This window comes from Enterobacter sp. RHBSTW-00994, assembly GCF_013782625.1.
Taxonomy (GTDB): domain Bacteria; phylum Pseudomonadota; class Gammaproteobacteria; order Enterobacterales; family Enterobacteriaceae; genus Enterobacter.
The window spans coordinates 978359-994286 of the sequence record NZ_CP056199.1 but is presented as its reverse complement, the minus strand read 5'-3'; the positions used below and the strand labels follow the sequence as shown (position 1 = coordinate 994286).

Sequence of the window (15928 nt, the reverse complement as noted above, 5' to 3'; positions counted from 1 at the left end):
ACACTGCGCCCTTCTTTGTTCCTCAAACGTCAGGCATATCATGACCGATTTAATTGCTCGTCCCCGCCGCCTGCGCAAGTCACCGGCTCTGCGCGCTATGTTTGAAGAGACAACACTGACCTTAAACGATCTGGTGTTGCCGATTTTTGTTGAAGAAGAGATCGATGACTACAAAGCCATCGATGCAATGCCCGGCGTTATGCGCATTCCTGAAAAGCATCTGGCACGTGAGATCGAACGCATTGCCAATGCCGGGATCCGCTCCGTGATGACCTTCGGCATCTCTCACCACACTGATGCCACCGGCAGCGATGCCTGGAAGGAAGACGGTCTGGTGGCACGCATGTCGCGCATCTGCAAAGAGACAGTGCCGGAAATGATTGTCATGTCCGATACCTGTTTCTGCGAATACACCGCTCACGGCCACTGTGGTGTGCTGTGCGACCACGGCGTAGATAACGATGCCACCCTGCTGAACCTCGGCAAACAGGCGGTCGTTGCCGCCGCTGCCGGCGCTGATTTCATCGCGCCTTCCGCCGCGATGGATGGCCAGGTGCAGGCGATCCGTCAGGCGCTGGATGCTGCGGGCTTCACAGATACCGCCATCATGTCCTACTCCACCAAATTCGCCTCCTCCTTCTACGGCCCGTTCCGTGAAGCCGCAGGCACAGCGCTGAAAGGCGATCGCAAAACCTATCAGATGAACCCGCTGAACCGCCGCGAGGCGATCCGCGAATCCCTGCTCGATGAAGCTCAGGGCGCCGATTGCCTGATGGTCAAACCGGCTGGCGCATATCTGGATATCCTGCGCGACATCCGCGAACGCACCCAGTTGCCGCTGGGCGCATACCAGGTGAGCGGTGAATATGCGATGATCAAATTCGCGGCGCAAGCCGGTGCGATCGACGAAGAGAAAGTGATTCTGGAAAGCCTGGGCGCAATCAAACGCGCGGGGGCGGATCTGATCTTCACCTACTTCGCGCTGGATCTGGCCGAGAAGAAAATTCTGCGTTAATTCCTCCCTTTCCCTCTCCTCCTGGAGAGGGAAGCCACGCAATAACTTCACCAAACTGCAATACAACCGACATCTGCCCCTTCTACTGTCTTCGCAAGACGGCAGGAGGAGTTACCATGTTTAGTCTCGACAGTGTTCTCGATGACCTTTGGCCTCAGGCGAGGCCTGCACCCTGGCAAAAAAGTCTGTTAAAAAGACTGTTCTACGAAGAAGAATTCCAGCAGTTTGCAGCCACCCACCGCCACCTGAAAGGGCTGGATATGGTGGAACAAGTTCTGGAACATCTCGATATTCTCTGCACCATTTCCGCCCGCGATCTTGAACAAATCCCCGAACATGGCCCATTGGTCATTATGGCTAACCACCCGACCGGAACCCTCGACGGCCTGGCGCTGATGTATGCCGTTTCACGCGTACGCCGTGATATCAAAGTGGTGACCAACCGGATGCTCACGCACCTTGAACCGCTTAGTTCCCTGTTTATACCGGTCGATAATATGGGCGGTAAGACAGCGAAAACATCCCTGGTGCAAATGGAACAGCACCTGCAAAACGCAGGCGTACTGATTTTCTTCCCCGCTGGCGAAGTGTCACGGCCCACGCGCAGGGGTATTCGCGATAAAAAATGGCATTCCGGCTTTATCAAACTTGCCAGTAAACTCCGCGCCCCTCTGCTTCCCATGCATATTCAGGCACATAACAGCGCGTTGTTTTACGCCAGCACGCTGGTATCGCCCACGCTTTCCATGCTGCTGCTCATGCAGCAGATGTTCCGCCGCCGTCACAGCCAACTGCCGATTAAAATTGGTCAGCAAATTGCGTGGAATAGCTGGTTTAGCACCACGTTGTCTCCGCGAGAAATGGCTGAGCAGTGCCGCCAGCATGTGATGCGCCTTGGCAAAGGCCTGCCGGGAATATTCAAAACGGAATGTGCCATCGCGCGTCCTGAAGATCGGGCCACGCTTCGCCGTGAACTGGCTCAGGCAGAATGTCTGGGGAAAACCGGCGACGGAAAAACCATTTACCTGTGGCAACGCAACGGACAAGAAGACGCACCGCTGCTGCGTGAACTGGGTCGCTTGCGGGAAATCGCGTTTCGCGCCGTGGCAGAAGGCAGTGGAAAACGTCGCGATACCGACAGCTACGACGATGATTATCTGCACCTGATCCTGTGGGATGAAGAGGATCTGGAAATCGTCGGCGCTTACCGTTTTATGCCGACCGCCAGACAGATTGCCCACCGTGGTGTGGAAGGCCTCTACAGCTACAGCCTGTTCCATTATGACGACAAGATGCAGGATGTTCTGGAGCACGGTATTGAACTGGGACGCAGCTTTATTCAGCCGCGCTACTGGGGCCGCCGTGGTCTGGATTATCTGTGGTCAGGAATTGGGGCCTATCTGGCGCGTTATCCCCACTACCGCTACCTTTTCGGTCCGGTATCCATCTCCGGAGGATTACCGCCTGCGGCGCGGGATCTGCTGGTCGCGTTTTACCGTCTGTGGTTCCCGGCCAGCCACCCCTTTGCCGCATCCCGTCAACCATACCCGGCCTCGTTGCCGGAGGTGCTGGCGCAATTTGGCGGCGTCGATTATGTGGATGACCTGACAAAGCTAAAATCGCTGCTCGGTAATCTGGGCTGCGGTATTCCGCCCCTCTACAAGCAGTATTCAGAACTGTGTGAACCGGGCGGTGTGCAATTCATCGATTTTGGCAGCGATCCGGCGTTCAATAACTGCGTGGATGGGCTGGTTCTGGTGGATTTATGCTACCTCAAAGCCAACCGCTATCAGCGGTATATTGAAGCGCATTTATAACCCTACCTCTTGCTCTCTCCCTAAAAGGGAGAGGGTAAAAACCGCGCGACGGGCAATCCCCTCGCCTCTTTTAGGAGAGGGATCAGGGTGCTCGGTAAAACGGCTTATCCCCAAGAATCGTTGCCCGCTGCATAATGCGACGCTGAGGCAGATAATCCGCATTCGCATAATGCTGTGTCACTCGGTTATCCCAAATCGCCAGATCGTTCTCCTGCCAGCGCCAGCGCACCTGAAACTCCGGCTTCGTAATATGCGCAAACAGGAAGCCTAAAAGGGCATCACTCTCCTTCTCCGTCACATCCACAATCCGCGTCGTAAAACCCTCGTTCACGAAGAGCGCCTGCTTACCGGTTACAGGATGCGTACGCACCACCGGATGCAACAGAGGCGGATGCTTCGCGACAGCCTCCTGCCAGCGCTGATGTTCCTCTTCGGTTTTACGGTACTTGTATTCCTGGAACGATTTTTTGAAGTCGTGTTCTGCTCGTAACCCGCTGAGCAACGCCTGGAAAGGGGCAGACAAGGCTTCAAATGCCGCAATTCCACTGGTCCATAACGTATCGCCACCTGTTTCCGGCAATATTTTCGCCGCCAGAATCGCGCCAGCAGGCGGTGTTTCAATAAAGGTCACATCGGTATGCCAGTTGTCATTATCCGGTGGATTATCGTTATGGGTATCCAGGACAATGATCTCTTCCACCCCTTCCGCATGCGGATAGACAGGGTGAATATGTAAATCACCAAAGCGCAACGCCAGCGCACGCTGTTGCTGCGGGGTAATCGCCTGCTCACGCAGGAACACCACCTGATGACGCAATACCGCATGGTAAAGCTGTTCAAACTGGTTATCGCTCAATGGCCGGGTGACATCAAGGCCAGAAACCTGTGCACCAATGAAGGGACCCAACGGGGTAATGGTCAGTCGTTCGCTCATTGTATTTCTCCATGCCAGGGTGTCAGGCGTCGCTGTAGCGCACGCAGCCCCAGTTCTAAACCAAAGGCAATCACGGCAATCACCGCAATCCCTGCCAGTACCACATCAGTCGCCAAAAATTCACCCGCCGACTGCACCATAAACCCCAGTCCTCGCGTCGCGGCAATCAGCTCAGCGGCCACCAGCGTCGACCAGCCAACGCCCAATCCAATCCGTAATCCAGTCAAAATCTCGGGCAACGCCCCCGGTAAAATCACAAACCACAGTACCTGAGCCCGGCTAGCACCAAGCGACTGCGCCGCCCGGAGCCGCACCTGCTGTGCACTCTTCACCCCGGCCAGAGCAGACATAGCGACAGGGGCAAAAATCGCGAGATAAATCAGCAGAATTTTTGAGGTTTCGCCAATGCCAAACCAGATAACCATCAGCGGCAGGTACGCCAGCGGCGGAACCGGACGATAAAGCTCAATCAGCGGATCAAGAATGCCGCGTACCGTTGGGCTTAATCCCATCGCGATACCTGTCGGGATCCCGACAACTACCGCAGCCAGCAGCGCCACCAGAATACGGGCCAGGCTTGCCGCCAGGTGCTGCCAGAGCGTGGCATCCATAAATCCTTGCGGGCTGGCGATGGTTATCAGTTTTGCCAGCACCTGTCCCGGCGGCGGCAGGAACAGCGGGCTTACCCATTGCTGTGCCGCAACGGCCCACCACACCGCCAACAGTATCAGCAACGTACACACGCTGAGCATTATCTGACGGGAGAAAGGCCAGCGTAAGGCAAACCGCGTACGCCGCGTTTTTTCGCTAAAGACGATGCTCATGAGAACGCCTCCCGTTGCTCAAACACACGGCTCAGGACGTATTCACGCTGTTCGATAAACAAGGGATCCGATTTGATGCTGCGCACCGGTTCACCTGCCACATAGCGGCGGCCAAAATTGAGCGGCAGACGCTCCAGTACACGGCCCGGCCCCGGAGACAACAGCACCAGTTCGGTCGCCATAAACACCGCTTCTTCGATGTCATGGGTGATCAGCAACACTTGTTTGCCGGTTTCATGCCACAGACGCAGGAGCAACGTCTGCATCTGCTCGCGGGTAAACGCATCCAGCGCACCGAATGGCTCATCCAGAAGTAACAGTTGCGGGTTAGCCGCCAGCGCGCGGGCAATGCCCACGCGCTGGCGCTGACCACCCGAAAGTTGCCAGATAAAGCGTTTTTCTGCCCCCTCCAGCCCCACTTTTTTCAGCATCTGTCGCGCCGTGTCGAGCCGTTGCTCTCGCCCAACCCCCGCCAGTTGCAGGCCAAACGCCACGTTTTCCTGGACGTTACGCCAGGGCAATAGCCCTTCATTCTGAAAGACCACGCCACGCTCCGCGCCAGGGCCTTCAACACGCTTTCCTTCCAGCAGGATGCTGCCACGTTGGTAAGGCACAAACCCGGCAATCAGATTCAGCAGCGTTGTTTTGCCGCAGCCCGACGGCCCCAGCACCACCAGTAGCTCACCGCTATCCAGCGTCAGGTTGATATCATCCAGTGCTGGTTTTCCGCCGTAATCGGCGTACAGGTTTGTTATCTGCAGCATCACAGCCTCCTGTTACTTAACGAAGCGATCGGTCACGTACTGGCTATAATCCGCCGCCACAGCAGGAACTTTGCCCTGCTCTTTCAGGAACGTAGCTGTATCGACGATGGCTTTGTTCACAGGTCCAGTCAGCTGTTGTACCTGCTGTACTGGCGTGAGATAGGTATTGCCTTTTACCAGCCCCGGCACATCCGCCTCTGGAACACCGCTCAGGCGCGAGAGTTTTTCCAGGTTAGCGGGCTGTTTCAGCCACGCATCCGGGTTACTGATGTAAGGTTGTTGGGCATCAATTGCGCTTTTAGCAAAGGCTTTCACTACATCAGGGTGTTTTTCGGCAAAGTCTTTACGCACAACCCACACATCCAGCGTAGGTGCGCCCCACTGTCCGACCTTTTCAGAATCAGTCAGGACAGTTCCGTCCTTTTCCAGCTCGTTCACGGCTGGTGCCCAGACATATGCCCCGTCAATGTCGCCACGCTGCCAGGCGGCAATAATGGCAGGCGGTTGCAGATTAAGAATTTGCACCTGGCCCGGCTTGATGCCCCAGTGTTTCAGCGCCGCCAGCAGGCTGTAATGGGTTGTTGAGATAAACGGCACAGCGATGCGTTTGCCGATCAAATCTTCTGGTTTAGTGATGTTCTTTTTCACCACCAGCGCTTCAGAATTGCCGAGTTGCGAGGCCAGAAGGAAAACCTCAATAGGCACTTGCTGGCTTGCTGCAACAGCCAGTGGGCTTGAACCCAGGTTGCCAATCTGCACGTCACCCGAGGCCAGCGCACGGACAATGGCCGCGCCACTGTCAAATTTACGCCAGTCGACTTTCGCCCCACTCTCTTTGGCAAAGGTGTTATCCGCCTGAGCCACTTTCGCGGGTTCAGCCGAAGTTTGATAGGCAACGGTGACATCCACCGCCTGCGCCTGAAATGCCCACAGCGCCAGTGCGCCGAGTAATGTAATACGCGATGAAATTGCCATACTGTCTGCTCCCCTCTCTTGTTATGGAGGCAGTATTTCTGGCGCAGGATTTTTGATAAAGGAATAAAAAAGAATCGCTAATACCGAATCGTTTTTAGATAAAAAGCAGGAAAGGATAGTGAATTTTGTGCAGTTTGCTGCCCTCTCCCTGTGGGAGAGGGCGATGTCTCATCGTAGCGCGTTCAGTTCAGCGATATCGTTTGGCGTGGTGCGACAACATCCGCCAATCAATTTAGCTCCCGCGGCTATCCACTGCGGTAAATATCCCGCCAGGGTATCGCATGCTTCACCATGATGATGCCAGGTTTTAGTGATCGCATCGTAGTGCTCACCCGAGTTGGGATAGACCACCAGTGGCAGCGTGGTGAGGCTTTGCAAGTGCTTAAGTGCTGCGGTTGTATTTTCCAGCGCGATACAGTTAATGCCGAGCGCAATAATCTGCGGATAATGCGCCAGCTCAGCAATCACCTCGCGCAGTGGCGTGCCATCACTCAGATGTTCACTATCATGCAGGGTAAACGAGAACCAGGCGCGGGCACGAGGATATTCAGCCAACAGCGCAGCAAGCGCCCTGATTTCAGAGAACGACGGCAGCGTTTCGCAGGCCAGCAGATCGACACCGGCATCCAGCAGCGCCTCGATGCGCGAACGGTGGAATACGCTAAATTCATCCGCCGTTCTGGTGTAGTCGCCACGGTACTCAGAACCATCGGCCAGATAGGCGCCGTAAGGCCCTACAGACCCCGCCACCAGCAACGTTCCGGCGTGCGGGTTTTCCGCCAGATACGCTTCGCGCGCCTTACGCGCCAGCTCCACGCTTCGGCTAATCAACACCCGAGATTGTGCTTCATCCAGCCCTCGCGCAGCAAAACCGGCTGGCGTGGCCTGATAACTGGCGGTGATCGCCACCTGGGCTCCGGCCCGGAAATAATCGAGGTGCACTTCCCGGATAAGCTCCGGGTTTTCCACCAACACTTTGGCGGACCATAAGCTATCGGCAAGGTTACAACCGCGCGCTTCCAGCTCCGTTGCCATCGCACCATCGAGCACCACAAAGGGCTGAGTTTCAAGGATGGAGGTAAGCGGATTATTCTGCGACATGTTCAGGCTCCTGCGTTGTCAGGTTTCGGGTCAGGTAATACGCACCATAACACAGCGCCACAAACGGCAGCCCGCAGTAAAGGGCGATTCTCTGGCTTGGGTCAAACGCAAGGCCAACACAGGCCACCACGCAGAGGATAAAGCCCAGAACCGGAACCAGCGGATACCACGGCGCACGATATTGCAAAGCGGACACCGGCTGCCCCGACTGCACATGACGACGACGGAACATAAAATGTGACGCACAAATACTGATCCACACGGCAACCACCGCAAAGCCGGAAATCGCCGACAGCGCGACAAACACCGTATCCGGCGCGATGACGCTCGAAAACAGCGCCAGGACACCACCCAGCATACTCACCGAAATCGCTGTCAGCGGGACGCCGTTTTTATTCACACGGGCAAAACAGCGCGGCAGCGTCTTCTCATTTGAAAGTGACCACAGCATGCGGCCTGAAGCATACAGACCGGAGTTGGCTGCCGAGAGGATCGCGGTCAGGATCACAAAGTTGAAAATGTCAGCCGCATACGGGATCCCCACTTTTTCAAAGACCAGTACAAACGGGCTTTTTTCCACACCCGCCTGCTGCATCGGGATCAGCGCAGCCAGCACAAATACCGTGCCGATGAAGAAGATAATCAACCGGGCAATGGTGGTTCGAATGGCGACGGGAATAACCTTGTGCGGATTTTCTGTTTCCCCGGCAGCAATACCAATTAACTCAGTACCGGAAAAGGCAAAGTTCACCGCAACCATGGTCATCAGGATCGGCAAACCGCCATGCGGGAACCAACCTTCAGCGGTGATGTTTGTCAGCCCCGGCGCAGGCGCACCGTCCTGCATGGGAATAAACCCGAAAATGGCCGCACCACCCAGAATGATAAAGGCAATGATGGTGATGACTTTCACCAGCGAGAACCAGAATTCTCCTTCTGCGAAGAAGCGCGTAGAAATTACATTGAGCGCAAAAATCACCACGCAGAACACCACGCACCATACCCAGACAGGCACATGCGGAAACCAGTACTGCATGCAAAATCCGGCGGCGGTAAAACTCGATCCCAGAGCAACCGTCCAGGTCAGCCAGTAAAGCCAGGCGACGGTATATCCGGTTGCCGGGCCAAGATAACGGGCAGCATAGACATGAAACGCGCCGGTTTCCGGCATCGCAACGGAGAGTTCGCCCAGACACTGCATGACCAGCCAGACGACCAGCGCACCAATCAGGTAGGCCAGCAGTGTACCCGCAGCGCCCGTGGTGGAAATGATGTAACCCGTATTGAAAAATAACCCTGTGCCAATCACGCCACCCAGCGAAAGCATAATCAGGTGGCGAGTTTTCATGGTGCGCTTAAGCTGCCCATTTTCTTGTTGTGTTTGCATATTACCTTCTAAACGTATGGACATCTAAACATCCAAAGAAGGTCTGTTATACCGCGATTGTTAATAAAAAGCTAGCCATGCACCAGACGCAACCGGGCACGCCGGGTAGAGAGCTGGGGATGGGGTGTCAAAATGACATACAGAATGGGTCGCCAGGCCATAAGCACCTCCACAAGCAGATACTTACAGCATGGCGTGAGAGACAAAGAACCTCGGTCAGTCGAAAGTGGGATCTGCCACAACCGGCATCATACGATCAGAGGTTGCAGAGGTGATGCCGCCACCATGCGGGCATCATATCGTCGAACGCGTGATGCCGGGGGGCAAACTCGGGCTGGTCAGGCTCATCAAAAACGCCGGAAAACAGCGCAATGGTTGGAGAATCATCAATTGCCCCCAGTGAACTCCCACAGACAGGACAAAATGCACGGCTGGAGTAGCCAGACGATCGCCACGTAGCCGGACAACCGCCCTCGCCCGTCCATTGCACGTTTTGCGCCGCAAATTCAATCCACACCACGGTTTGTGCTCCAGTCTGTTTCTGGCACATATCGCATGAGCAGGTATGCGCATTGCCCCCACCGGTTGCCGTGAACCGAATCGCTCCGCACAAACATCCACCCGAAAACACCTTTTCCATGTATGCATCCTGAAAGTGGTTAAAAACACATCAAAACATAGCACAGCTCATTCTTTTTTCGCAGCCAGCAGCATACTGACAAAGGTAAAGATCGCGATGATCCACGCCATCGTCCACGGAGTGCCATCGCTTAAGGTCGCCAGCAGCAGGGAAGAGATGATCCCGCTGCCATATTGCAGGGAACCAATCAGTGCCGATGCTGAACCGGCATTGGCAGGAACGGCATCCAGCGCCGCCGCCGTTGAGGACGCCGCGACAATCCCGTTCATGGCGAAGAAGATAAACACCAGTACCACAATCGCCACAATACCGCCGATCTTCAGCCAGACGCAGACCGCCATGAGCACAGCCGCTGCTGCCGCGACCCGCGTGGCATGCTTTAACAGACTTTCCAGTGCATGACGGCTCACCAGCCTGCGGTTAACCACGCTCATCCCCATCACGCCGACAATATTCACGGCAAACAGCCAGCCATAGTGCTGAGGCTCAACGCCGTAATAGCGGATATAGACAAACGGCGATCCCGTAATAAATGCGTAGGCCGCCACGTAATAACTGGTCAGACTCAGGGTGTAGCGCATAAATACGCGGTTACGCAGCAGCGCCGCGTAGTTCCTGAACGCCCCGACGAAAGACGCTTTGACGCGTTTATCCTCCGCCAGCGTTTCCGGCAACCACCATAGCGAGGCAAACATCAGTGCGCCAATCACCACCAGCAGCCAGAAGATGCTATGCCACGAACTGAATTTAATCAGCTGACCGCCAATAAGCGGCCCGGCAATCGGCGCAATCGCCATCACAATCACCAGCGTTGACAGCATTTGTGCCGCGCGGGTACGGCTAAACAGATCGCGGATCATCGCCCTTGCCAGCATCGGACCCGTACACGCTCCCAGCGCCTGAAAAACACGCCAGAAGACAATGTGAGTAATATCGGTCGCCAGCGCGCAGCCTGCCGAACCAATGATAAAGAGCGTCATACCGATAAACAGTAGAATACGGCGCCCCAGATGGTCGCTAATCGGCCCCCAGATAAGCTGGGCAATCGCAAAGCCGATTAAAAAACCGGTGATGGTCAGTTCCACGTTTCCGTGCAGTTCCGCTGCCATTACAGGCATGGCAGGAAGATAGATGTCCGTGGAGAGCGAAGTGAAGGCCATCAACGCGCTGAGGATCAGGATAAAAGGTAAGCCAGTGGTTTTCGGTGCGGTCATAGCATTCCGGTCGGGTGTGTGCGTGGCTGCGTATGATAGACGAGATGAGGTAATGAATAATGAGCAGGAAATAGGATGTGGTTATGAGTGAAATTCATGATTTCCGGCTTGCCCCAGGCAAGCCAGCTCCCGATATACGCATCGCGATCGTGCCCTACGCCTGCTTACGAAATCGCGCAATCAGCCAGTCAATAAACACCTGTAATCGCGCATTCTGATGGCGATTAGGTGGGTAAAGAACATGTACGGGAACGGATGGACGCTGCCATTCTTCAAGCACCGCCACCAGGCGACCGTTTTTCAGATCATCTTCAACATAGCATTGCAGCGGCTGACCCACCCCGAGCCCGGCGCGGATCATGGCGATAAAACCACTACCGCCATTTGCGGAAAATGCGCAGCGTTCGTAGAAGTAACGCTGTTCGTCCTTAATAAACGTCAGCCCCTCTGGACGCCCGCTTCCAGCGGAAAAATACCCGACCAGCTCATGCCCCACGCGTAAGTCCGGCGGTGTACCCGGCATACCTTTATCCGCAAGGTAACCCGGAGTGGCACAGGTCACGAACGCCATATCAAAAAGCTTACGCCCCACCATCGACATATCGAGCAGTTCTCCGATACGGATCACGCAGTCTACGGACTCACCAACCAGGCTGATGGTTCTGTCGTTCACACCAAGAGAAATGGCGATGTCGGGAAACTCACGATGGAAATCAGCCAGTGCCGGAATAAGCAGGGATTCCGCAAACACAGCAGGAACATCTATGCGCAACATACCGCCGGGGCTGTCTTTGTTACGTCGTACCGCATTGTCAGCCCTGTCCAGATCGGCCACCAGTCGCACCGCGTCCTGGTAGTACTCCTTTCCTTCAGGCGTGACGGCAAGAGAACGGGTAGTCCGGTGGAGTAACGTTGTCCCGAGATGACGCTCAAGATCGGTAACCAGCTTACTCACCGTCGAACGCGGCATCCCTAGTTGCCCGGCGGCCCGGCTGAACGAATCAGTGTCGATCACTTTCACAAACGCACGCATCGCCAGAAGTTGATTCATGTTCATCACCTGATTATCCATATTGGTGAACAATGATGTCAGGTTTTGCGTCTTGTGACGACGTCCCGTTGCTTTATCCTGAACCGATTTCTCGCGCTGCTTACGCGTGGAACAATCATAAGGAGAGCACCATGAGCATTAATGATGACAAGAGCCTGCGGCTTATTTTTCCCCTCTGGCTGGGCGGTAATCTACGTGAATATCACTTTGGCGCGCAGATGCTGGCATGGCTTGCACCTGATACCCCATCACCCGTAGAGCTCGTTCCGGTCACACCCTTAACCGTCCAGCCCGATGTTGAAGAGGGCATTTTAGGCCGCAGTAAATTGATGCAAGATCTGGACAATGCGGCCCAACTCATCAAGAAACATCAGCCTGAGCGCATCACCGTTTTGGGCGGCGATTGCCTGATCGATCTGGAACCCTTTTCCTGGCTCAGCGAGCGCTACGGCGAAGGATTTGGCATCCTGTGGATCGATACCCATCCAGATGTCATGACCCCCGCGCAGTACGCTAACGCCCATGCGCATATTCTGGGCGCACTGATGGGGAACGGAGACCACGATCTCACGCATCGCGTTAAACGTCCTGTTCCGGCCAGCAACGTGATGATCGCCGGGCTTCATTCACCGAATGCGTATGAAGCTGATTTTATTCGCGAAAGAGGGATCCGAACGGTGTCGCCAGAGGCGATCCGCGAAGGCAGCCAGGCTATTGCCGAATGGATAAAAGCAGAAAAGATCACCCACCTGGCGATCCATTTTGATCTGGATGTGCTGGACTTCCGGCAATTCCGGGCGGTGATGTTCGCCCGCCCGGACGATACGCCAGAAAAATGGGACGGGGTTGCCAGGGGGAAACTGACGCTTTCGGAAGCCGCAGCCGTTATCGCCCAGGCCGATCGTGCGGCGGATGTTGTCGGGCTTGGCATTGCCGAACATCTGCCGTGGGATGCCCTCAACCTGAAAAATCTGCTGGCCACATTGCCGCTGCTGCGTCAGGCGTAATGACCCGGCGGTGCGGACGCGCCGCCTGTCCCGGAGGGTCCTCCATCATGAACAATCCCGATTCATAGCGTTGGTAATTCCCCAAAACAGTTCTATAGTCGACACTGTTTCTCAGTTACCAGGACTCACTGATGCGATTTAACGGACTGACCAAAGGTTTTTTCATCTTCATTCTCGCCCTCGTGACCTGGGCATTCTTCGACATACTTGCACCCTATTTTTCCGCCATTCTGTGGGCCGCTATTCTGACCGTTATCTTTAACCCGGTGAAAAACAGACTGCGTACAGCACTTGGTGACCGCAACGGGCTGGCATCGCTGTTAACCATCGGGATTATCTGCCTGATTGTTTTCATCCCGCTCACGGTGATCCTCTCGTCGCTGGCGCTCGAGCTCAACGTGGTTTACACCAAGCTGCAGCAAAACACCGCGCAGTTCCCGGAAGTGTTTGCCAGCCTCCTTTCACATCTTCCCGACTGGGCGAGCAGTTTCCTGATCAAACACGATCTGGACAATACCGCGCAAATCCAGAAAAAACTCTCAGACGTGGCGCTGCAAGGCGGACAATATCTTGCAGGTAGTGCGTTTCTCATCGGCAAAGGGACATTTGGTTTTGCCATCAGCTTCGGCATTATGTTGTACCTGCTGTTCTTCTTGTTGAAAGATGGCCCTTTCCTGGTGCGGCAGATCCTCGATTCCCTGCCGCTGACCGATTTTGCTAAACAACATCTCTTCGCCAAGTTCGTTGCGGTATCCAGAGCCACCGTGAAAGGCACTGCGGTGGTGGCTGTGGTTCAGGGAACGCTGGGCGGTATTGCTTTTTCTATCGTGGGCATTGATGGCAGCATACTGTGGGGCGCGCTGATGGCATTTCTCTCCCTCGTCCCTGCCGTAGGTTCCGCCATTATTTGGGTTCCGGCGGCCATCTTCCTGTTTGCGACGCATCAGCTGTGGCAAGGGTTCTTCATTGTGGGCTTCTTCGTGATCATTGTCGGCCTGGTCGACAATATTCTGCGCCCGCTGTTGGTAGGGAAAGACACCAAAATGCCGGATTATCTGATACTGATCGCCACACTTGGTGGCATGGAAATTTATGGCATCAATGGTTTTGTCATTGGGCCGCTGATTGCCGCGCTGTTTATCGCCTGCTGGAATCTGTTCTCCGGGCGAGATCATGCGGGTAATGCTGATGGGCTTGATGAGGAATTTATTGAAGAAGGCAAAAATCCTCCAGATTTGTGAAGCGGTGACGATAAACAACACACCAGGCGGCGCTACGCCGCCTTTTTTTATCGCCAGAAATCAAACATTTTCTATAATTTCTAACAACGCTATCCCACAAAAGTCGTAGAAGGATCCAACAGGTGCGAATTGCCACCATCACGAACTGGGCCTATGGAGCCACCGTTTGTCTGACGATCGCTTCAGGTATCGTCATGCTTATGGCCTCGAACGCCGACAATGTTGAGCGTAAAGCTGTCGAACAGCGGCAGGTATTTGATCAACTCACCGAAGATGTTGAAACTGATGCCTGGGCGCTTTCCGACCTTGCGCGGCTCTATGTCGTCAATAAAGATCCCGATGTCCTTACCGAGTATCGCCAGAAAGAGACCTCATTAAAGACCATCGAACATCGACTGGCAAAACTGAAGGACAATGGGGCGACAGGTGAAGAGCTGGCGTTGCTGCATGAAGGGCTACAGGTCATTGATGAACTTCAGGATGAGCAGCAGACAGCCTTAGCCAGTATAGCCCGTGGAGAAGAGACCCGGGCCGTTCAATTGCTGTACGGTAAACCCTATGAACAAGAGCTGGACCGGGTACAAAACCAGATTGACCATTTCCGCCAGTTGCTGGATCGCCGCGCGCATGCTGCCGTCGAAGAGGCAACCAATACCTCCAGAACACTGCGTACATTATCTGAAGTCATGGTAGGGGCAACCGCCCTGCTGTTTTTGTTTGTGCTGGGTTTTATCCTCAAGCGCCGCGTACTGCGCCCGGTTGTCCGCCTGAGCGATGTCGTACACCGGCTCGCCTCACAGGATTACGCAGTCGAAACCCCTAATTTCAACCAGATTGATGAGATCGGCGACATGGCGCAGGCCATTCGTATCTTTCGCGAAAACGGACTTGTGCGACAACGGCTGGAAAAGGAACGCGATGCCGACTGGGCAATCCGCGAGCTGTTGGCTCGTATGACACAACGCCTGCAGGGCTGTGAATCTTTTACGGACGTCATTAATGTCGCGCAACTGTTTGCCCCTAACATTGCACCGGGCATTGCCGGACAGCTCTATATTCTGGACCACGATCCCTGGCAGATGCGCTGTGCTGCACAATGGCTTTCACCGCAAGGTGAAGACTCGCCGTTCCATCCCGATGATTGCTGGGCTGTACGTCGGGGGCAAAGCCATCCGCCCTCGAATGAAGCACCCGATATTGCCTGCTATCACCTGCCGGAATCCTGCTCGGGGCAATCATTGTGCGTACCGCTAATCGCTCAAGGCGAGGCCATTGGGCTGCTTTCATTCCAGGGTATTACGTCCGAAACCGCTCCATCTCGTGCGTATCTGGAATTAATGGCTGAAGCTCTGGGCCTGGCTCTTGCCAACCAGCGCCTGCGGGATGCCTTGCTGGAAAAAGCCTTATACGACCCGTTAACAGGCTTGCGAAACCGCCACCATCTGGACGATACGCTACGCACGCAAATGAGCCAGGCGATGCGGAATGACGAACCGGTGAGCTGTCTGATGATCGATATCGACTACTTCAAAAACATCAATGACCGCTTCGGTCACGAGGCAGGCGATCAGGTCATCAAAAGCGTGGCGACGATTGTGCAGCGTGCCGTTCACAACAGTGGACTGGCCTTCCGCTACGGAGGCGAAGAGTTCCTGGCTCTCCTGTCCGGAGCCAATGAAGAAGAAGCCCACCGCTGCGCGACCGAGATTTACAACGGAGTCCATGAACTGTCATTACGCTATGGATTGTCTGAGATTGGCCCTGTTGATGTTTCTATCGGTATCGCCAGCTATCCAGAACACGCCCAGGGCGATAACCTGCTGCGCGCAGCCGATGTCGCACTCTATCGGGCGAAAGAACTGGGTCGCTCACGAATAGTGAGCTTTGGCATGCTGGAGGCGGGGTAAGGATGCGCCCGGTATTCTGCTGGCGGGTATTGCTGTATTTGTGCTGATGCG

At 55.0% G+C, this 15928-nt stretch carries 14 protein-coding genes; 5 read left to right on the top strand and 9 right to left on the bottom strand.

What is annotated here, in order from left to right; genetic code table 11:
* Positions 1 to 40 precede the first annotated feature (40 nt).
* Positions 41 to 1015 (top strand): porphobilinogen synthase, encoded by a 975-nt coding sequence (gene hemB / locus HV346_RS04640; RefSeq protein ID WP_181622404.1) that lies wholly within the window; start codon positions 41 to 43, stop codon positions 1013 to 1015.
* 116 nt (positions 1016 to 1131) lie between these two features.
* Positions 1132 to 2832: a GNAT family N-acyltransferase gene (locus HV346_RS04635; RefSeq protein ID WP_181622403.1), complete on the top strand. Its 1701-nt coding sequence runs from the start codon at positions 1132 to 1134 to the stop codon at positions 2830 to 2832.
* An 82-nt stretch (positions 2833 to 2914) separates the two neighbouring features.
* Here the strand turns inward: HV346_RS04635 and tauD are convergent, their stop codons facing one another.
* The 9 genes from tauD to HV346_RS04590 form a co-directional block, all read right to left on the bottom strand.
* Positions 2915 to 3766, bottom strand: coding sequence for a taurine dioxygenase (gene tauD, locus HV346_RS04630; protein WP_181622402.1), 852 nt, complete (start codon positions 3764 to 3766; stop codon positions 2915 to 2917).
* Positions 3763 to 4590, bottom strand: a complete 828-nt coding sequence (tauC, locus tag HV346_RS04625; protein WP_181622401.1) for a taurine ABC transporter permease TauC — start codon at positions 4588 to 4590, stop codon at positions 3763 to 3765. The genes tauD and tauC overlap by 4 nt, the downstream gene beginning before the upstream one ends.
* A complete protein-coding gene (gene tauB / locus HV346_RS04620) occupies positions 4587 to 5354 on the bottom strand; it encodes a taurine ABC transporter ATP-binding subunit (protein ID WP_181622400.1) in 768 nt (255 codons plus the stop codon). Before tauB ends, tauC begins: the two co-directional genes overlap by 4 nt.
* A 12-nt stretch (positions 5355 to 5366) precedes the next feature.
* The gene (tauA, locus tag HV346_RS04615) at positions 5367 to 6329 is read right to left on the bottom strand and encodes a taurine ABC transporter substrate-binding protein (RefSeq protein ID WP_181622399.1); all 963 of its coding nucleotides are present in this window, start codon (positions 6327 to 6329) and stop codon (positions 5367 to 5369) included.
* A 168-nt stretch (positions 6330 to 6497) separates the two neighbouring features.
* Positions 6498 to 7430 carry a homocysteine S-methyltransferase gene (gene mmuM, locus HV346_RS04610; protein ID WP_181622398.1) on the bottom strand — a complete coding sequence of 311 codons (933 nt, stop codon included), beginning with the start codon at positions 7428 to 7430 and terminating at the stop codon, positions 6498 to 6500.
* Positions 7417 to 8817: an S-methylmethionine permease gene (gene mmuP, locus HV346_RS04605; protein WP_181622397.1), complete on the bottom strand. Its 1401-nt coding sequence runs from the start codon at positions 8815 to 8817 to the stop codon at positions 7417 to 7419. The genes mmuM and mmuP overlap by 14 nt, the downstream gene beginning before the upstream one ends.
* Before the next feature lie 256 nt (positions 8818 to 9073).
* The gene (locus tag HV346_RS04600; protein WP_181622396.1) at positions 9074 to 9457 is read right to left on the bottom strand and encodes a GFA family protein; all 384 of its coding nucleotides are present in this window, start codon (positions 9455 to 9457) and stop codon (positions 9074 to 9076) included.
* Positions 9458 to 9504: 47 nt separating this feature from the next.
* Complete coding sequence (locus HV346_RS04595) at positions 9505 to 10671, bottom strand: multidrug effflux MFS transporter (protein WP_181622395.1); 1167 nt, start codon at positions 10669 to 10671, stop codon at positions 9505 to 9507.
* Positions 10672 to 10825: 154 nt separating this feature from the next.
* Positions 10826 to 11722, bottom strand: a complete 897-nt coding sequence (locus tag HV346_RS04590; protein ID WP_181622394.1) for a LysR family transcriptional regulator — start codon at positions 11720 to 11722, stop codon at positions 10826 to 10828.
* A 131-nt stretch (positions 11723 to 11853) separates the two neighbouring features.
* On the opposite strand from HV346_RS04590, the gene HV346_RS04585 reads away from it, so the two are divergent.
* The 3 genes from HV346_RS04585 (at position 11854) to HV346_RS04575 (ending at position 15877) form a co-directional block, all read left to right on the top strand.
* On the top strand, positions 11854 to 12729 hold the full coding sequence (locus HV346_RS04585) for an arginase family protein (RefSeq protein WP_181622393.1): 876 nt from the start codon (positions 11854 to 11856) through the stop codon (positions 12727 to 12729).
* A 131-nt stretch (positions 12730 to 12860) separates the two neighbouring features.
* Complete coding sequence (locus HV346_RS04580) at positions 12861 to 13970, top strand: AI-2E family transporter (protein ID WP_181622392.1); 1110 nt, start codon at positions 12861 to 12863, stop codon at positions 13968 to 13970.
* 122 nt (positions 13971 to 14092) lie between these two features.
* Complete coding sequence (locus HV346_RS04575; RefSeq protein ID WP_181622391.1) at positions 14093 to 15877, top strand: diguanylate cyclase; 1785 nt, start codon at positions 14093 to 14095, stop codon at positions 15875 to 15877.
* Positions 15878 to 15928: the final 51 nt, after the last annotated feature.